The sequence below is a fragment of the Natronomonas salina genome (genome assembly GCF_013391105.1).
Taxonomy (GTDB): Archaea; Halobacteriota; Halobacteria; order Halobacteriales; family Haloarculaceae; genus Natronomonas; species Natronomonas salina.
Genome location: NZ_CP058335.1, coordinates 2,768,164 through 2,786,051, shown reverse-complemented (window position 1 = coordinate 2,786,051; position 17,888 = coordinate 2,768,164). Strand labels below are relative to the sequence as shown.

The following is a 17,888-nucleotide window of genomic DNA, read 5'->3' as shown; positions in this document are numbered from 1 at the left end:
ACCGACGAGTGACTGAATCCCCCGTCCGGTCGGCGGTCTGGCTCGCGTCTTACGGCTCGGCCCATCGGCGGGCGAATACGCTCACGGTGAATAGAGTCGACTGGGTTTCACGTTCAAATCTATCGACGAATATGGGCGTAAACGCGGAGAACCCGCCGTTGTCCGGTCAATCCGGTCCGAGTGTAAAACCAGTCCGCCCTCCCCGATTTGAACGGGGGACAAGTCGATCTACAGTCGACTGCTCTACCAGTCTGAGCTAAGGGCGGGCGTGTCTGAACGGAGACGACTCCGGGACTTAACGGTTTTGACCTCCGGCGGCGGTGCCGCGGCGTCACACGCGGGCGTCTGGCGGTCGACCGACGGCCGTCAGACACGCGGGAAGATTGAAATACCGTCGCCACGGAACGTCGGACGAATAATGAGCAAGATCACGTTCCGGGCGGACGACGACCTCATTCGCCAACTCGAGGAGTACGACGCCTCGAAGAGCGAGGTCATGCGCGAGGCGCTCCGGGCGTATCTGGGGGAGGACGGGGAAACGGGCGCAAACGGCCCCGAGAACGGCGTAAACGAGGGTGTCGACGCCCAGGAGTCCCTCGACGACCTCGTCGCCGAGCGGGTCGACGCCGTGCTCGCGGACCGCCTCGAGGGCGCGTTTACGCCGCAGCAGCCGCAGGACGTGAACGTAAACATCACGCTGGACGGGGACGGGGCGGCCGTCGGCGGGGGTGACGACGCCGGACGTAAGACAGGCGCGGACGAGCGCGAGCCTGCGGCCGAGGAGCCGTCCAACGCGTGTAAACAGTGCGGAGAGCAGCTGTCCGACTCGGACGTCTACTGCTCGAACTGCGGCGAGAAGGCCTCCCACAGGGTGTTCTGCGAGTGCGGCGACGAGCTCCGGTCCGACTGGGGGTTCTGCCCCAGCTGCGGGCGTCGGACGCCCGCTGCGGACGTGTTGCACGATTCGTAAACGCCGCAAGCGCGGGACAGCGGGCTGTAAACGCCCATATTACGCCCGTGTCTTACGACCACCCGAAGGTTTAAGTAGAACCCTTCTGTGATTACATCTGCGTAAGACGGCGCGTCTTACACGGGTGCGACCGAGGTGCGAACCCGGTCGTCGTCGCGCAGTTTCCCGGTGTAAACGCGTTGCGGCTCGCGTGTGCAACGCCGTCTTACTCAACAGACAAAGGGGAAGATAATACATGGAGCGTGTCACACTACGGATTCCGAAGCAGCAGATCGAAGAGGTCGAACGCATGGTCGATACGGGCGAGTTCCCGAATCGGAGCGAAGCGATTCGCTCGGCCGTGCGGGAGATGTTGAACGAACAGGACGGGGAACAGCGGGAGCAGAACCGCCCGTTCGCCAGGGTGTAGACGATGCAGGACATCGTCAACTCCGCCCTGGAGAACGCCGAGAAGGAAGAGCGGGAGATGGACACCGGCGACGACGCCAGTGACTTCGGCGACCCGCGCATCGTCATCATCGGCTGCGGTGGCGCCGGCAACAACACCGTCAACCGACTGTACAACATCGGCGTCGACGGCGCGGACACCATCGCCATCAACACCGACAAGCAGCACCTGCAGATGATCGAGGCCGACACCAAGATCCTCGTGGGCAAGTCGCTCACGCAGGGTCTCGGCGCCGGTGGCGACCCCTCGATGGGCGAGCGCGCCACGGAGATGGCGCAGGGCACCATCAAGGAGGTCCTCGGCGAGGCGGACCTCGTGTTCGTCACCGCCGGCATGGGTGGCGGCACCGGCACCGGTGCGGCCCCGGTCGTCTCCAAGATCGCCAAGGAGCAGGGCGCCATCGTCGTGGGCATGGTCTCGACGCCGTTCAACGTCGAGCGCGCCCGCACGGTGAAGGCCGAGGAGGGCCTGGAGAAGCTCCGCAACGAGGCGGACTCCATCATCGTCCTCGACAACAACCGCCTGCTCGACTACGTCCCGAACCTGCCGATCGGCAAGGCGTTCTCGGTGATGGACCAGATCATCGCCGAGACGGTGAAGGGCATCAGCGAGACCATCACCCAGCCGTCGCTCATCAACCTCGACTACGCCGACATGACCTCCATCATGAACCAGGGCGGCGTCGCGGTGATGCTCGTCGGCGAGACACAGGACAAGAACAAGACGAAGGAGGTCGTCAACGACGCGATGAACCACCCGCTGCTGGACGTCGACTACCGCGGCGCCTCCGGCGGACTGGTCCACATCACCGGCGGCCCCGACCTCACGCTGAAGGAGGCCGAGGGCATCGCCCAGAACATCACCGAGCGCCTCGAGGCCTCGGCGAACGTCATCTGGGGCGCCCGGATCCAGGACAACTACAAGGGCAAGGTGCGGGTCATGGCCATCATGACCGGCGTCCAGTCCGCACAGATCCTGGGCCCGACGACCCAGAAGCAGGCCGACGCCTCCCGGCAGGCCCTCGACGGCGTCGAGGGCGAGGACGACTTCGCCTCGACGCCCCCGGAGACGAACACCTCGGTCAACACCGGCGGCACCGGCGGCGCCTTCGGCGAGACCGACGGCGGGCGCTCCGAGGTCGAGAAGAACAACGGCCTCGACGTCATCCGGTAACCCGGCGACCGTCTACGTTTCTTTCGCGACGCCACGACACCCAGCAGTGGCAACTGTCATCGACCAGCCGAGATCGCGTTTACGTCTGTATCCATCCCGTATACAGTCACAACTATTCCGTAAACACCGTCGCAGTCCCGCGGTTCTCCCGTAAACGGCTCGTAGGACGCACAACTGCCGCGTAAACAGTATTACTCGACGGTCTCCGCCTGCTCGCCGCCGACCGCTTCGACTAGCTCGCACTTCCGGCAGACGTCGTTGTTCGTCGGCGCGCCGCAGCGCTCGCAGGACCCCTGGGCCTCGTCGTCGCTGCCGCGGTAGGCCTCCGCGGCCAGCTTCGCCAGCTCCTCGTACCCCGACATGATCGAGTGGCGGGTTCCGGGGTGGTCGTCCTCCAGGGCGTGGAGGTGCTCCTGGATCTCGCCGCGGTAGGCCTCGCTGGCGTGGGGACACTCCGCCATGTGCGTCGGGAGGTCCCGCAGGTGCGCGTAGAGGGCGACCTCCTTCTCGGGGAGGTCCCGCAGCGGCTTCGCGCGGGGGACGAACGGGTCGTCGTCGATCTCCCGCTCCTCGAAGCTGCCGAGCGAGGCGTCGAAGTGCTTGGCGACCTGCTGGATATCGCCCGACAGCAGGTTCATCATCGCGGTCTGGGCCTCGTCGTCGAGGTTGTGGCCCGTCAGGAGCTTGTCGGCACCATACTCCTCGGCGTACTGCGAGAGGGCGTCCCGCCGGAAGACCCCGCAGTACGCGCAGGGGGCCATGTTCAGCGGGTCGTCCTCGGCGACGTCGTCCATCTCGAGGCCGTACTCGTCGGCGTAGCTGACGACCTCGTGGTCGATCTCGAGGTCGTCGGTCAGCTCCAGGCAGGCGTCCAGCGAGGCGTCGCGGTACCCCTCGATGCCCTCGTGGATGGTGAGCGCGACGAGTTCGACGCGGGGGTCCCGCGCGAAGACGTCGTCGAGGACGTGCGTGAGGACGACGCTGTCCTTGCCGCCCGACAGGCCGATCAGCCAGGTCTCGGGGTCCTCGGGCGTGGCGTCCTCCGAGAGGAGGGCGTCCTCGCGGATGCGCTTGCGGACCCGGGAGTCGACGGAGCGACAGAAGTGTTCCTCGCAGAGGTGCAGCCCCGAGTAGGCGGCGTGCATGACCGCGCTCTCGCCGCACTTGTCGCACTCCATTGGCGGGCCGTAGCCGTGCGGGCGGGATACGGGTTTCGACTGCGACCCTCAGAACGGCTGCCAGGTCCGCGGCGTCCCGGGGTGGCCGACGGCCCGCACCTCGCGGCTGCCGTCGTCGGCCTCCCGGAGCTCGACGACGACGTCGAACAGCGCGGTGAGGGTGTTCGCCGCCGACGCGTCGTGGGTGGTCGGGTCGAACGTGGCGAGCCCGAGGTAGCCCGCGGCGGAGACCCGGCCGGTCACGGTGTGCAGGAAGTTGAACATCCGGTCGGCGTTGGCGTACCGCAGCAGCGTGGACAGCGACAGCACGGACAGCCGGAGGCCGTCGTCGACGCCCGCGCCGATGTCGCGGGTGCACTTGACGATGCCCATCCCGATGCCGGTGAGGTCGCTCGGCGAGCCGACGTACTTGATCGTCTCGGAGTCGTCCATCGACCCCTTGCCGGTCGCGCCCGTGCAGTCGACGATCCGGAGCCGGTCTGCGTCGCGACCGGTGGCGTTCTCGAACTGCCGCCGGAGCCGGTCGCCGTTGGTGTCCGGCGTGATCGCGAGGGCGTGCTCGTCGTCGGTGCCGGCCGCCAGCAGCTCGAGGACGAGCTGCTGTTTGCCCAGCATCGGTGGCCCGGAGACGAGGACGTTCGTCCCGGCGTCCAGCGACGACAGCCCCTCGACCGGGAGGGCGTCGCCGAGGTCGTAGGTGTTCGCCTCCGTCTGCCGGGACTGGAACCGACCGGAGCTCATCCGCTGTCCTCCGGACGGTCCCCCGCCCCGTCCTCGAAGTCGCGGATCGCGCCGACGAACTCCGAGTCGTCGAGCAGCCGGTCCTCCTGGTCGTCGAGTTCGGCCTCGACGGCCTCGATCTGCGACTGGAGGTCGGCGTAGGCGTCGCTCTCGGCGAGCTCCGCGTCGCCCTTCTCGGCCTCGAGGGCCGTCCGCTTCGCCAGCAGCGCCCGGTACTCCTGGACGGTGTCGACGTGGTTGCCGCGGGCCAGCAGGTCCTCGACGGTCCCCCGGAGGCTCTCCTGGGTCGGCGGCTTCGTGACGTAGTCGTCGAAGCCCATCTCCACGATGTCGAAGTCGGGGTCGACGGCCGTCACCATCGCGACCCGGACGTCGTAGCCCTGCTCGCGGATCTCGGCGAGCACCTCGTCGCCGGACATGCCGGGCATCATCCGGTCGAGCAGTACGACGTCGACGGCGTCGTCGACCAGTTCCAGGGCCTCGGTTCCCGACGCGGCCAGCCGGACGTCGTAGGTGCCGGCGAGCCACAGCTCGTAGGTCTCGGCCACGTCGGGTTCGTCCTCGACGACGAGGACGACCGGGCCGTCCGTCTCGCTCATACCGTCGCCGTTCGGGGTCATGCGGCATCCCTCTTTGGGGCCGCGGCGGTCGGCAGCTCCACGACGAAGACGGCGCCGTCGTCGCCCTCGACCCACACCTCGCCGCCGTAGGCCTCGACCATCGCGTCGACGAAGAAGAGGCCGAACCCCGAGCCCGTCGACTTCGCGTGTGACTCCCCGCGGCGGAAGATGGCCTCCCGCTGGTCGGGCGGGACGCCCGTGCCGTTGTCGGCGATGCGGATGGTCGTCCGGTCGCCGTCGACCGCCGCGGTGACGGCGATCCGGAGGCCCTCGGTGTCGTTGTGCTCGACGGCGTTGGTGACGATGTTGCCGACGACGTCCGCGAGCAGCTCGTCGGCCCTGACGTACACCGGACCGCGCAGGTCGTCCTCGAAGGTGACCTCGGGGTAGGTCTGCCGCAGCCGCTCGAGTTCGCCGTCGACGAGTTCCGCGGCGTCGATCCGCTCGAGGTCGACGACGTCGTCGCCGCCGAGGGTGTCCAGGACCGTCTGGACGCGCTCGACGAAGGCGACGATGTTGTCGCACCACCGGACGATGGTGTCGGCGAACTCGGCGTGGCGGCCCTCCAGGTCCTCTTGGAGGAACGCCGCCCGCGAGCGGATGACCGTCATCCCGTTGAGCACGTCGTGTCTGATGATGCTGTTGATGAAGTCCATCTGGGAGGTCCGGACCTCGAGTTCGCGGGTGCGCTCCCGCAGGAGCGCCTGCTGGTCGGCGCGGTCCAGCGCGGCCTGGGCGTTCAGCCCCAGGATGTCGGCGCGCCGGCGGGTCTCCTCCGAGACGGTCCGGACCTCGCGCTGGCCGACCTCGAGGAGGCCCTGCCCGCCGAGCGGGACGAGGATGACGGTCCCGAACGGGACGTCGAGCGCCCGGTTGGCGACCGTCCGGTAGACCTCGACGACGCGGAGTTCGCCCTCGCGGAACACCTCCATCCCGAGTTCGTCGGCGGTGATGGGGGCGAGTTCGTCGACCGCGTCGACGCCGAGGATCGCCTCGCTGGAGTCTGTCATCGCTACGTGCCGGAGGCAGTCGTCAGCGGGGTCGTACCGCCAGAGCGTCGACACGGGCATGTCGAAGACCTCCTCGGCGATGTCGACGGTGGTCTGGGCGACCTCCTCGGGGGTGGTGGCGTAGTTGAGGCGGCGGCTCGCCTCGTGGAGCTCCGCGAGCTCCTGCTCGCGCTCGTGTCTGTCCGTGACGTCCATCGCGGTGCCGATGACGCGGTCGACCTCGCCCGCGTCGTCGTAGACGGGGGTGAACCACGCCTCGAGGACGCGGTCGCCGAGGGTGGCGGTCTCGTGGACGTGCTCGCCGTCGAGCGCTCTCCGGGTGGCCGCCGCGACCGCCGGGACGTCGGCGTAGATGTCGAAGATCGAGGACCCGACGGCCTCACCCGGTTCGAAGCCCATCGAGGACAGCCCCTTCCCCTCCGAGAGGACGATCTCGCCGGTGTCGTCGACCGAGAAGAGGATGATGGGGACGTTCTCGATGATGCTCCGGAGGCGGCGCTTCTGCTCGCGGAGCTTCCGGTCCTGCTCGCGCCGGTCGCCGATGTCGCGGACGATGCAGACGTGGCCGCCGTCGTCCATCGGCGTCAGCGTCAGCTCCTGCGGGAAGGTCGTCCCGTCGGCGCGCTTGCCGGTGGCCTCGCCCCGCCACGGCTCGCCGGCCTCGACGCCCGGCATGATCTCCGTCTCGAGGCGCTTTCGCTCCGCGTCGTCGTAACATATCTGCCACGGCTCGCCGACCAGTTCCTCGGGGTCGTCGTAGCCGTACACCTCCGCGTGCGCGCGGTTCACCGTGACGTACTCGCCGTCCTCGTCGAGGATGGTGATGCCGTCCGTCGAGGTCTCGAGGGCCCGCTGGGTCCGCTTCGTCTGGCGGTACTGGCGGCGCCGCCGGGCGTCGGTGTAGCCCGCGACGACGCCGCCGCCGGCCCCGATGGGCGCGACGAAGGAGGTGACGTACAGGCCGACCGAGACCGGGTCGTCGGACAGCACCAGCGCCGCGAGGCCGACGACGAACCCGAGGCCGAGGGCGGTGACGGCCACCCAGCCGGCGATGATCGCGACGTCTGCCGGCGTGAACGCCGACCGCCGGAGGGCCCCGCCGACCACGGCGATGCCCAGCGCGACGAGCAGCGGCGGCACCGCCTCGGGCACCGTGAAGAACGCGTCCGCACCGGTGGTTCCGACGAGCGGCAGCGCGGTGAGGGCGACCCCGACGGCGGCGACCGACCACCCCTGGAGTCGCTCGCCGGCCGTCTCCGCGCCGGCGGCGCCCGCGCCGTCCCACTCGTGGCTCGTTGCTGACATGGGTGCAATCGAGCGGGGGGCCGGAAAAACGCTCGCCTCGGCTCCGTGATTGTTTTCTTCCGCGGCCGTCTACCCCTGGCAATGAGTTTCAGCCGCGAGGAGGCCGTCGCCCGACTCCGCGAGATCGTCGAGACGGTCGCCGCCGACCCCATGCCGGTGCCCGTCCGGGAGGTGTGGGTCTACGGCGACGTCGTCCTCGGGATGGACCCCGTCGAGCGCCTCGACGTCTACGTCACGAAGGACCTGCTGTTCAAGGACGCCCCCGACCGCGAGGACGAGTTCCGGGAGCGCCTCGGCGTCGACGGCGTCGGCAAGACCGTCTCCGCGGCGTGGGCCGACGACCACCCCGAGTACGTCCGCGCCAACGCCAACGGCCACGTCGCCCCCGAGAAGTGCCTCGCCGCCCACCTGCTGGCGGAGGACGAACCCGTCCACCTCGAGGTCTGCAACACCGGCTTCGAGAACAACGTCACCCAGCGGCTGAAGGGCGCCCGCGCCCGCGAGGACTACTCCCAGCTGCTCGACCCGCGGGCCGCCTGCCTGTGGGTGGACACGGAGGACGGCGGGCAGACGAGCGACGAAGCGTTCCGGAAGCTGGAGGACGGCGAGTTCGTCTTCCCGACGCTGTCCGCGGCCCTCGAGATGCTCGGGATGGAGGACGAGGAGGCCCGGACGGCCGCCGACGAGCTGAAGGCCTACCAGGACGCCCAGGAGGGCGTCACCGTCCGCGGCGACGTGGTCTGAGGGCCGCCCGTCTCCGAGAGCCGGTCTCGACTTCGTCCGTCGAACGGGAGAGAAAATCGGCTGCCGGAGTCGGGACTGTCCACCTGGAGAAGACGAAAACTGGAGAAGCGAACGACTCTAGCGGAGGTCCGGGACGAGCGGGGCGTCTACCTCGTCCGCGTCGAAGCGCTTGCGGAGGCCGCCGTCGGCGCGGATCGTCTCGGTAGTGTCGTCCTGGGGCATGACCGGAACCATCGGCTCGATTTCGTCGCGGGTCATCTACTTGGTTCGAGAACCCTCATAGTCTTAAATCTTAATGAACGATAATCCACTTTCCGGCGAATATTGTCACGGCCGAATCCCCAACCCTTATATTCGGTAGCGCGGGAGTCGAACGCAATGGTCGAGGCGTTCGCGGTCGCCTCCGGGAAGGGGGGCACGGGCAAGACGACGAGCACGCTCGCCCTCGGGATGGCCCTGGCGAAGGAGTACGACGTCACCGTCGTGGATGCCGACACGGGGATGGCGAACCTGCTGTTCCACGCCGGCCTCGCGGACGTCGAGACGACGCTGCACGACGTCCTCGTCGACGGCGGCGCGCCCGTCGCGGCGGCGACCTACGAGCGCTTCGGACTGTCAGTCGTCCCCTGCGGGACGTCGCTGGCCGCCTTCGAGGCCGCCGAGCCGGCGCGGCTGCGCGACGTCGTCGCCGAACTCGCCGCCGACACCGACGTCCTCCTCCTGGACTCGCCGGCGACGCTCGGCTCGAAGAGCGCCGTCCTCCCCATCGTCCTCGCCGACCGCGTGGTGGTCGTCCTCCAGCCGACCATCCCCGCCATCTCGGACGGGTTGAAGGTCCAGGAGTACGCGCTCTCGTACGACACCGGCGTGGCGGGGACGCTGTTCAACCGGGTCCAGGGCGACGTCGAGGACGTCGCCGCGAAGGCCGACCGCTACTTCGAGGGACCGCTGCTGGCGACGGTCCCCGAGAGCGACGCCGCCCGCGCCGCCCGGTCGGCCGGCGAACCGCTCCTCGAGCACGCCCCCGAGGCCCCGGCGGCGGCCGCCTACCGCGAGGCCGCCGCGGCCCTGGAACCCCGCGCAGGCGACGCCGACGACGTCGCCGAGCGGTTCCGCACCGCCGTCATCCCCGACCCGCCATGATCCCCGAGGGCGAGCTGCTCCGCTCGCGCGTCGTCACCGACCTCGCGCCCGCCCTCGAGGACGCACTGGACCGCCGGCTGGACGGCTACGCAGTGCTGGCGCCGCGGGACGTGCTGCTGGACGACGCCGACGACCGCGGCGTACTCACCTTCGAGGGCGGCGTCCCGGCGCTGGCCTACCACGCCGGCACCGACCGCGGCGGGCCGCCCGCCCTCGCCGACGTCGGCGCCGGGCCCTACCGGGTCGAGCTGTACGCCGTCGACGCCGCCGCGCTGGACGTCCCCCACGACGCCGACGCGCTCCGCGTGCCGGCGGGGATGCCCGCGGAGCGGCTCGCCGGCGACGCCGCGCTCGCGGAACGGACCCGGGCGGCCGCGAGCACCGACCGCGCCGGGAACGCCGACGACCGCGGCGCCCTGGAGGCGTTCCTCGAGGACGAAGCCGCGGTCGCCGAGATCCGGGAGTCCGCCCGCGAGGAGGCCGAGCGCCGCGCCGCGGAGTGGGACTTCGAGGACGCCATCGGGCGGGGGTAAACTACTAACCGGATGGCGGGCCACTGGAACCCATGGCAGACGCCGCCCTGGACATCGCGGGCATCGACCTCTCCGACGACCGCTACACGGTCGAGCAGAGCCTGATCCGGAACAAGTACGTCGCCTCCGACGCCGACGGCAACGTCGTCCTCCGCGGCAAGCAGAAGATGTTCCGGATGAAGGAGGAGTTCCCGTTCGTCGACGCCGACGGAGACGACGTCTTCACCGTGAAGGCCGCGGGCATCGTCGACGTCGCGGGCAACTACGTCCTCTCGGACGCCCGGACCGGCGAGGAACTCGTCGTCCTCGACAACGACTTCTCGGTGCTCCAGGACACCTGGACCGTCCGGGCGGCCGACTCGGGGTCGGTCCTCGCGCGGATCGACTCCCGCGGCGCGCTCGTGACGCTGGCGCGGCACTACCTCCCCTTCGGCGAACTCATCCCCCACAAGTACGAGATCACGGACGCCAGCGGCGGCCACGTCGGGACCGTCGACGGCCAGTTTTCGTTCCGCGACCGCTACGAGATCACCATCGACGACGCGAGCAACGTCCCGAAGGAGGCCGTCATCGCCGCCGCGATGGTCATCGACGCCATCCAGGGGAACTGAGGCGGGCGGGCGAATCCTCTGCCGACCGACCTGACGACGGTGAGCCTCGTCGGCCGGCCCGGCCGGCGACACGGACGCCAAGAACGTGCTCTGGCGACGGCGCCCGCCTGCAGGCCCGGGGCTACCTCGCCGCAGCGCTGCGGCCGATGCGTTGAACAGCGTCCCGCCCCTCTAGTCGGGTAGTGACAACCGATTCCGCCCCCGCGACGCTGCCCGACGAGACGCGCCTCGGACGGACGGCGCTGGGAGTCGGCGACCCCGAGCGACTGACGGAGTTCTACGGCCGAGTGGTCGGCCTCGAGGTGCTGGCGCGGGACGACGAGTCGACGACGCTGGGCGTCGGAGAGACGCCGCTGCTCGTCCTCGAGGCCGCGCCGGAGGCCCCCGAGCGCCCCCGGTCGGCGGCGGGGCTGTACCACAATGCCTTCCGGGTGCCCTCCCGGGCCGCGCTCGGCGACGCGCTGCGGCGGGTCCGCGAGCGCTGGCGCCTCGACGGCGCCTCCGACCACGGTGTCAGCGAGGCACTCTACCTCACCGACCCGGAGGGCAACGGCGTCGAGATCTACCGCGACTACCCGCGAGAGGAGTGGCCGGCCGGCGACGACACGGCGGTCCGGATGACGACCGACCCCCTCGACGTCGAGGGCGTCGCGGCGGCCGCGGGCGGCGGCGAGGGAGCGCCGCCGGGCACCGACCTCGGGCACGTCCACCTCGAGGTCACCTCGCTGGCGGCGTTCGAGGACGTCTTCGTCGACGGACTGGGCTTCGACGTGCAGGCGACGGTCCCCCGGGCGCGGTTCGTCGGCGCCGGCGGCTACCACCACCACGTCGGCGCGAACACCTGGCAGGGGCGGACCGACCCGGCGTCGGGACGCGGCCTGGCCTGGTTCGAGGTCGTCGTGCCCGAGCCCGAAGATCTCGAAACGGTACGGGAGCGCCTCTCCGGTCGCGACGTCTCGGTAGCGGAGACCGATGAGGGATTCGAGGTCACCGACACGGACGGCGTCCGGGTCCGCCTGCGGTCGGCCGACTGACCGGTCCGTTCACCGAACCACATCGGGCGAAGCTCTTTGCGCCGCGGCGCCCGAGAGGAACGTACTGATGGGGCTACTCGCGAACCTCGCGCTGGTGTTCGTCGCCGGGCTCGTCACGGCGCTGGCGACGGGCCTCGGCGCGCTGCCGTTCTTCTTCTTCGACGACATCGGCGACCGCTGGAACGTGGTGCTGTGGGGGCTGGCCTCCGGCATCATGCTCTCGGCGTCGCTGTTCGGGCTCGTCGAGGAGGGTCTCGCCGAGGGGACGCCCCTGGAGATCCTCGCTGGGATGGCCGTCGGGGTCGCGCTCGTCGTCGTCGCCCACCGGGTCATCAGCAACGCCGAGGTCGACCCCCGGGAGTACGAGGAGGCGGACTTCCGGAAGCTCCTGCTCGTCCTGGGGGTGCTGACGGTCCACAGCTTCCCGGAGGGCGTGGCGGTCGGCGTCTCCTTCGCCGATCTGAACCTCGGGACCGGCGCCACGGTCCTCGGCTTTACGGTGCCCGCGCTGGCGGTCTTCATGACCGTCGCCATCTCCATCCACAACGTCCCCGAGGGGACCGCCATCGCCATCCCGCTGCGGGCGATGGACGTCTCGGAGTGGAAGATGGTCTGGTGGGCCGTGTTCTCGAGCCTCCCCCAGCCCGTCGGCGCGGTGGTCGCCTTCGCGTTCGTCCGACTGGCCCGCGAGTTCCTGCCGTTCGGGTTCGGTTTCGCCGCCGGCGCGATGATCTACCTCGTGCTCACCGAGTTCGTCCCGGAGGCCCTCGAGACCGGCGTCGACCTGCCGAGCGGCGGCAAGCCCGAACTCGTCGGCGGCGTCCTCGCGGGCGTCCTGCTGATGGTCCCGCTGCTGTACGTGTGAGTGGCCGAGTCCGGCGCGGGGAGAGAGTACCGGTATCGGACAGATTCTCGCCGTCCGGGAATCACCGTCCGGGATTATATGTCGACGAGGCGAAGTGTAGCGCGTAGACCCATGATCGACACGAACGGCCGCCCCCAGACGGACCGCCTCGCCCCCGAACCCGCCCCGCCCGCCCTGGAGGTCTTCAGCAACGGCGCGAACGGCGACCGCGAGGAGTTCACCTTCGTCCCCGGCGACGCCGTCGGCGACGAACTCCTGACGACCTGGATCACCGCCGACAGCGAGGACGTCGTCGACCTCCTCGACTGCCGGTAGCGGTCCCCACCGTCTCCGTCCGGCGCACTCCCCCTCGTTCCTCCCGCGTCCCGCCGCGGGACCTCGGTTCTGATTGCCCCCGTGCATTAGGGGGCGCCTCATTATGTGATTTGCTAACAGCCGTTATATCCTTCCGGCAAGTATTGCGACACATGAGCTCCGCAGGGCCGCCCGGCCCCGGAACGCGCGACCTCGTCACGCTCATCCCGGGCGCCATCAGGAACGACCCGCTGGAATCCGCGACCACGCTCCAGGACCACTACGGCGACGTGGTGAAGTTCCCCTACCACCCCAGCATCGGCGGGAGCGGCTACCTCGTCTGCCACCCCGACGACATCCGCACCGTCCTCCAGACGGACCAGACGAAGTTCCGCGCCCACGACACCCGCGCCCGCGAGGACTTCAAGGTCGTCATGGGCGACGGCCTCGTCACCAGCGACGGCGACCACTGGCTCCGCCAGACCCGGATGATCACGCCGATGTTCCGCCGGCACAGCGTCGAGCGGTTCTGCCGGCTGTTCGTCGACGAGGCCCGCCGCGCCGTCGCCGAACTCGAGCCCGGCGACGAGTTCGAACTCCTCCGGGAGTGCAAGCGCATCGCGATGCGAATCATCGGCCAGGCGCTGTTCAGCACGGACCTCGAGGCCCGGGAGGCCGACGTCTACGAGGCGCTGACGACGCTCCGCGAGGGGTTCAAGCGCCGCAACTACGCGCCCGTCGCCGCGCCGCTGTGGATGCCCACCCCCGAGAACCGCCGCATCCACGACGCACGGGAGGTGCTGTCGACCGTCGCCGAGGAGCTGATCGCGGAGCGCCGCGACGACCCCGAGGCCGAGGACGACCTCCTGGCGCTGCTGCTCACCGCCGAGGACCGGGTCACCGGCGAGACGATGACCGACGAGGAGATCCGCGACGAGGTCGTGACGTTCATCGTCGCCGGCCACACCACCATCGCCGCCGCGCTGACGTGGGCGTGGTACCTGCTGGCCTCGAACCCCGCCGCCCACCGCCGGCTCCACGACTCGGTCCGCGACGTCGACCTCGACTCGCCCTCCCTGGAGACGATGGGCGAACTCGGCGAGGCCACCCGGGTCGTCGAGGAGACGATGCGGCTCTACCCCTCCGTGCCGCTCATCGGCCGCGAGACGAAGGAGCCCGTCGAGCTCGGCGGCTACACCGTCGCCGAGGGCTCGACGATCGTCATCTCGCCCTATCTCACCCACCGCGACGACCGGTTCTGGCACTGCCCAGGGGCCTTCGACCCCGACCGCTTCCGCGACGAGCGGGACCCCGACCGCCACGAGTTCGCCTACTTCCCGTTCTCCGCCGGCGCCCACATGTGCACCGGCCGGGAGTTCGCGATGCTCGAACTGCCGCTCGTGCTCTCGGCCGTCGTCGCCGAGCGCCGCTGGACCTTCGCCGACGACACCGTCCCCGACGTCGGCCCCGACTTCAGCGTCAACCTCGAGCCCGACACGGAGATCCGGATGCGGGTCGACGAGTGGACCTAGGCGGGTCCCGTCGGTGATTCCGCAGTCCACCGAGGCGGCTCCCACCTGCCGAGCCGGCACGAGCATTTTTGCGAGACGGCGCCGCACTACGTCCCTGTGAACGTCGTCCACGAGCCGGCCGACGGAGACGCCCGAACCATCGCCGCGAACGTCGACCTCGCGGACGGCATCGTCTCGCAGGGGCTCGGCTTGATGTTCCGGCGGTCGATCCCCGACGACTACGCGCTGGTGTTCCCGTTCGGACGCGCGAAGAACCGTGGCCTGCACATGCTCTGCGTACCCTTCGACATCGACGCGGTCTGGCTGGTCGACGGCGAGGTCGAGGCGGTGAAGCGGCTGTCGGCGTGGACGGGCCGCGGCCGGGCGACGGCGGACGTCGTCGTCGAGTTGCCCGCCGGTGCGGCCGACGGGGTCGAACCCGGCGACCGCGTCAGGATCGAGGGCCTCGAGGACTGATCACTCAGCGAGCATCTCGCGGCTGGTGAACTCGAAGCGCGCGCCGCCCGCTTCGCTCTCGATCACCCGGATCGACCAGTCGTGGGCGTCGGCGACGCGCTCGACGATGGTGAGGCCGAGGCCGGTGCCGTCGTCGCTGGTGGTGTGGCCGTGCTCGAAGACGGCCTCGCGTTCGTCCGCGGGGATGCCGGGGCCGTCGTCGGCGACGTAGAACCCCTCGGCGTCGGCCACCGCGCCGACGCTGACGGTGACCGGCGCCTCGGCGTGGGTGGCGGCGTTCTCGAAGAGGTTCTGGAGGATCGACACCAGCCCGCGCTCGCTGGCGAAGAGTTCGGCACCGGCGTCGACCTCCAGGGTCGCCCCCTCCGCGGTGAGGTTGTCCCACGCGCGGCGGCTCGCCGCCCCGAGGTCGACCCGCTCGGGGTCGTCGATCTCCCAGCCCTGTTCGGCCAGCGTCAGCGCGTCATCGACGAGCGTCTCGAGTTCGTCGAGCGTCCGCGTCGCCTCCGCGAGGTGCTCGCAGCCGCCCGCGGCCTCGCGGGCGAGTTCGAGCCGTCCCTTGGCGACGCCGAGCGGCGACTTGAGGTCGTGGCTGAGGACGCTCACGACGTCCTCGAGGGCGTCGTTCTGGCGGCGCAGCTCCCGTTCGTGCTGCCAGTTGGTGATCTCCTGGCCGACCCACTCCGAGACGAGCTCGACCATCGACGTGCCCATCTCGCCGATCGGACCGGCGTCGGCGTCCCGGTCGGCCAGACAGAGCGTCCCCCACACCGCGCCGTCGACGTACACCGGCGCGCCGACGTAGCACTCGAAGCCGAACGCCGCGTGCCCCGGGTCCTCGGCGTACCCGTCGGCCTCGACGTCGTCGACGGTGAGCACCTCGCCGCTGTCGACGACGTGCCGGCAGAACGTCCCCCTGAGGTCGTAGACCTCGCCGGCTCCAGCGCGGGCGCCCGGTCCGCCGGCGGTGACGATCTCGTAGCGGTCCTCCGTCGGCCGCGTCCGCGCGAGGAAGCCGCTGGCCAGCCCGAGCTCCGAGCAGAGCGTCTCGAGCAGTTCGCCGATGCGGTCCTCGAAAGCGAGGTCGCCGTCGGTCGCGACCGCGTAGAAGGCCTCCAGGAGGTTCTCGAGTCGCTTCCGCCCGGTGATGTCGCGGCTGATGCCGACGAGCCCCTGGAGGTGGCCGTTCTCGTCGTAGTGGGGGCGCTTGTCCGAGAGGAAGACGTACTCCTCGCCGTCGATGGCTTGGGTCACCTCGACCGTCCGCGGGGTCTCCGTCGACAGCACCGCCTCGTCGGTCGGCAGCAGCGCGCGGTCGTCCTCGAGGTCGAACAGCTCGCCGTCGAAGCAGCCGACGACCGCCTCCGGCGTCCGGTCGAAGTAGTCCGCGCCGGCCTCGTTGATGAACTCGTAGCGACCGTCGGTGTCCTTGATGTAGACGATCTCGCGGGTGTTCTCGGCGAACGCGCGGAACTGCCGGTCGCGCTTCTTCTCCTCGGTGACGTCCCGGACCAGACTGAGGACGCTCACCACCTCGCCGTCGTCGTCGGTCACGGGCCGGTTGTGCCACTCGCAGTGGATCGTCTCGCCGTCCTTCGTGACGTTCTCGTTGATGCGGTGGTCGGGCTCGCCGTCGGCGACGAGGTCGGCCCAGACGCCGTCGATGTCGTCGCGGACGCCCTCCGGGACGACGAAGGAGCCGTGCCGGTCGCGCGCCTCGCGTTCGGTGTAGCCGAAGATCTCCTCGGCGCGGTCGTTCCACCGGTCGACGCGGAAGTCCAGCGTCCACTCGACGACCGCCAGCGGCGACTGCTCGAAGAGGTGCGACAGCTGCCGGGTGGTCCGCGCGAGGTCGTGCTCGCGCTCCCGGCGGTCCTGGTTGAGCAGCGCCAGGTCGACCTGGTCGGCCAGCTCCGCGGCGAACCGGACCTCGTCGTCGGCCCACTCGCGGGCCTCGCCGACGGATTCACAGCAGACCACGCCGACGACCCCGCCGTCCGCGCGGACGGTCCCGTCCAGCAGCGAGCGGACGTCGTTGGCCTCGAAGTACGGGGTCAGCTCCGCGGTCCGCTCGTCCGTGTAGACGTCGTCGGCGTCGATAGCACGGAGGCGCTCTAAGGCCTCGAAGTACCGCGGGAACTCGTCGGCGTCCAGCGTCGCCCCCGACTCGTGGACGTCGGACGGTCGGCGGTAGAGGTCCGTACAGCGGAGGGTGTCGTCGTCGAACAGCCAGACGCTCGTCCGGTCGACGTCGAGGACGTCGGCCGCCCGCTCGGTGATGCGGCGGCAGGCGGCCCCGAAGTCGCCGTCGACGACCGCCGGGTCCGTCGAGAGGTCGACGAGCGCGCGCTGCTGGCGCCGCTGGCGGCGCCGCGTCTCGTAGCGCTCGCTGACGTCGCGGAAGACGAGCACGACGCCCTGTATCTCGCCGTCCGCCCGCTGGATGGGCGCGGCGCTGTCGCCGATGTACCGCTCGGTGCCGTCCCTGGCGACCAGGCGGGTGCCGTTCGCGAGCCCGACGGTCTCGCCGCTGGCCAGCACCTCCTCGACGGGGTTGCTCGCGGGCTCGCCGGTCTCCTGGTCGTAGATCTCGAAGACCTCCGACAGCGGCCGGCCGGCCGCGTTCGCCCGGTCCCAGCCGGTCAGCCGCTCGGCGACGCCGTTCATCCGCTCGACGCGGCCCTCGGCGTCGGTCGCGACGACCGCGTCGCCGATTGACTCCAGGGTGATGCGGAGGTGCTCCTCGCGCTCGCGGAGCCGGCGGTCGGTCCGGTGGTGGTCGACCTCCTGTTCGATGGCCCTGGCGAGGACGCCGTACTGGGAGGTCGGATCGCCGCCCTTCTGGAGGTAGCGGTCGGCCCCCAGGTTCAGCGCCTCCATCGCCACCGCTTCGCGACCCTGCCCGGTGAAGATGACGAACGGGACGTCGTCGCCCCGCTCCTCGCGAACTGTCCGCAGGAACTCCAGGCCGTCCATCCCGGGCATCTGGTAGTCCGAGACGACGGCGTCGAACGAGCGGGCCTCGAGCATCGCCAGCCCCTGCTCGGCGTCCATCGCCGTCTCGATGACGAACCGGTCGTACTGGCTCTCCACGTAGTCCTGGGTGAGCGAGAGCAGCGCCTCGTCGTCGTCGACGTACAGACAGGTGATCGTCCCCCCGTCGTCCCCGCCGCTGCCGTGCCCGCCCCTGCCGTCCATACCCGGCGCAGGGTGGTCCCGCAGTAAAACCTG

General features: G+C 70.1%; 18 protein-coding genes and 1 tRNA gene. 12 read left to right on the top strand and 7 right to left on the bottom strand.

All coding sequences use genetic code 11. From position 1 onward, the window contains the following. Nucleotides 1-192: 192 nt before the first annotated feature. Nucleotides 193-266, bottom strand: a tRNA-Tyr gene (locus HWV07_RS14390). A 152-nt stretch (nucleotides 267-418) separates the two neighbouring features. Between HWV07_RS14390 and HWV07_RS14385 the strand changes: the two genes are divergently transcribed. The 3 genes from HWV07_RS14385 (at nucleotide 419) to ftsZ (ending at nucleotide 2,591) form a co-directional block, all read left to right on the top strand. Further along, nucleotides 419-970 (top strand): double zinc ribbon domain-containing protein, encoded by a 552-nt coding sequence (locus HWV07_RS14385; protein WP_178334975.1) that lies wholly within the window; start codon nucleotides 419-421, stop codon nucleotides 968-970. Nucleotides 971-1,205: 235 nt separating this feature from the next. Continuing rightward, on the top strand, nucleotides 1,206-1,379 hold the full coding sequence (locus HWV07_RS14380; protein ID WP_178334974.1) for a ribbon-helix-helix domain-containing protein: 174 nt from the start codon (nucleotides 1,206-1,208) through the stop codon (nucleotides 1,377-1,379). A 3-nt stretch (nucleotides 1,380-1,382) separates the two neighbouring features. Beyond that, nucleotides 1,383-2,591 carry a cell division protein FtsZ gene (gene ftsZ / locus HWV07_RS14375; protein WP_178334973.1) on the top strand — a complete coding sequence of 403 codons (1,209 nt, stop codon included), beginning with the start codon at nucleotides 1,383-1,385 and terminating at the stop codon, nucleotides 2,589-2,591. Between the two features lie 191 nt (nucleotides 2,592-2,782). On the opposite strand, the gene ncsA is transcribed toward ftsZ, so the two are convergent. The 4 genes from ncsA to HWV07_RS14355 are packed head-to-tail and all read right to left on the bottom strand — an operon-like array spanning nucleotide 2,783 to nucleotide 7,445. Continuing rightward, nucleotides 2,783-3,769, bottom strand: a complete 987-nt coding sequence (gene ncsA, locus HWV07_RS14370; protein WP_178334972.1) for a tRNA 2-thiolation protein NcsA — start codon at nucleotides 3,767-3,769, stop codon at nucleotides 2,783-2,785. A gap of 48 nt (nucleotides 3,770-3,817) precedes the next feature. Then, the gene (locus tag HWV07_RS14365) at nucleotides 3,818-4,510 is read right to left on the bottom strand and encodes a DUF7504 family protein (protein ID WP_178334971.1); all 693 of its coding nucleotides are present in this window, start codon (nucleotides 4,508-4,510) and stop codon (nucleotides 3,818-3,820) included. After that, on the bottom strand, nucleotides 4,507-5,109 hold the full coding sequence (locus HWV07_RS14360; protein WP_178334970.1) for a response regulator: 603 nt from the start codon (nucleotides 5,107-5,109) through the stop codon (nucleotides 4,507-4,509). Before HWV07_RS14360 ends, HWV07_RS14365 begins: the two co-directional genes overlap by 4 nt. A gap of 17 nt (nucleotides 5,110-5,126) precedes the next feature. Beyond that, complete coding sequence (locus HWV07_RS14355; RefSeq protein WP_178334969.1) at nucleotides 5,127-7,445, bottom strand: PAS domain S-box protein; 2,319 nt, start codon at nucleotides 7,443-7,445, stop codon at nucleotides 5,127-5,129. 81 nt (nucleotides 7,446-7,526) lie between these two features. Between HWV07_RS14355 and HWV07_RS14350 the strand changes: the two genes are divergently transcribed. Continuing rightward, nucleotides 7,527-8,189 (top strand): DUF7095 family protein, encoded by a 663-nt coding sequence (locus HWV07_RS14350; RefSeq protein ID WP_178334968.1) that lies wholly within the window; start codon nucleotides 7,527-7,529, stop codon nucleotides 8,187-8,189. Between the two features lie 117 nt (nucleotides 8,190-8,306). Here HWV07_RS14350 and HWV07_RS14345 read toward each other — a convergent pair whose 3' ends face one another. Next, a complete protein-coding gene (locus HWV07_RS14345; RefSeq protein ID WP_178334967.1) occupies nucleotides 8,307-8,447 on the bottom strand; it encodes a hypothetical protein in 141 nt (46 codons plus the stop codon). A gap of 120 nt (nucleotides 8,448-8,567) precedes the next feature. Between HWV07_RS14345 and HWV07_RS14340 the strand changes: the two genes are divergently transcribed. The 8 genes from HWV07_RS14340 (at nucleotide 8,568) to HWV07_RS14305 (ending at nucleotide 14,657) form a co-directional block, all read left to right on the top strand. Continuing rightward, nucleotides 8,568-9,332 carry a nucleotide-binding protein gene (locus HWV07_RS14340; protein WP_178334966.1) on the top strand — a complete coding sequence of 255 codons (765 nt, stop codon included), beginning with the start codon at nucleotides 8,568-8,570 and terminating at the stop codon, nucleotides 9,330-9,332. After that, nucleotides 9,329-9,865 carry a DUF8054 family protein gene (locus tag HWV07_RS14335; RefSeq protein WP_178334965.1) on the top strand — a complete coding sequence of 179 codons (537 nt, stop codon included), beginning with the start codon at nucleotides 9,329-9,331 and terminating at the stop codon, nucleotides 9,863-9,865. Before HWV07_RS14340 ends, HWV07_RS14335 begins: the two co-directional genes overlap by 4 nt. A gap of 32 nt (nucleotides 9,866-9,897) precedes the next feature. Then, complete coding sequence (locus HWV07_RS14330) at nucleotides 9,898-10,476, top strand: LURP-one-related/scramblase family protein (RefSeq protein ID WP_178334964.1); 579 nt, start codon at nucleotides 9,898-9,900, stop codon at nucleotides 10,474-10,476. A gap of 182 nt (nucleotides 10,477-10,658) precedes the next feature. Continuing rightward, entirely contained in the window at nucleotides 10,659-11,510 is an 852-nt protein-coding gene (locus tag HWV07_RS14325) for a VOC family protein (RefSeq protein WP_178334963.1), read from the top strand. A gap of 67 nt (nucleotides 11,511-11,577) precedes the next feature. Next, a complete protein-coding gene (locus HWV07_RS14320; RefSeq protein ID WP_178334962.1) occupies nucleotides 11,578-12,375 on the top strand; it encodes a ZIP family metal transporter in 798 nt (265 codons plus the stop codon). A gap of 111 nt (nucleotides 12,376-12,486) precedes the next feature. Further along, entirely contained in the window at nucleotides 12,487-12,690 is a 204-nt protein-coding gene (locus HWV07_RS14315) for a DUF7511 domain-containing protein (protein WP_178334961.1), read from the top strand. Nucleotides 12,691-12,842: 152 nt separating this feature from the next. Continuing rightward, the gene (locus HWV07_RS14310; protein ID WP_178334960.1) at nucleotides 12,843-14,201 is read left to right on the top strand and encodes a cytochrome P450; all 1,359 of its coding nucleotides are present in this window, start codon (nucleotides 12,843-12,845) and stop codon (nucleotides 14,199-14,201) included. 96 nt (nucleotides 14,202-14,297) lie between these two features. Further along, nucleotides 14,298-14,657, top strand: a complete 360-nt coding sequence (locus HWV07_RS14305) for a DUF192 domain-containing protein (RefSeq protein WP_178334959.1) — start codon at nucleotides 14,298-14,300, stop codon at nucleotides 14,655-14,657. Here HWV07_RS14305 and HWV07_RS14300 read toward each other — a convergent pair whose 3' ends face one another. After that, complete coding sequence (locus HWV07_RS14300) at nucleotides 14,658-17,855, bottom strand: PAS domain-containing protein (protein ID WP_178334958.1); 3,198 nt, start codon at nucleotides 17,853-17,855, stop codon at nucleotides 14,658-14,660. Nucleotides 17,856-17,888 lie beyond the last annotated feature (33 nt).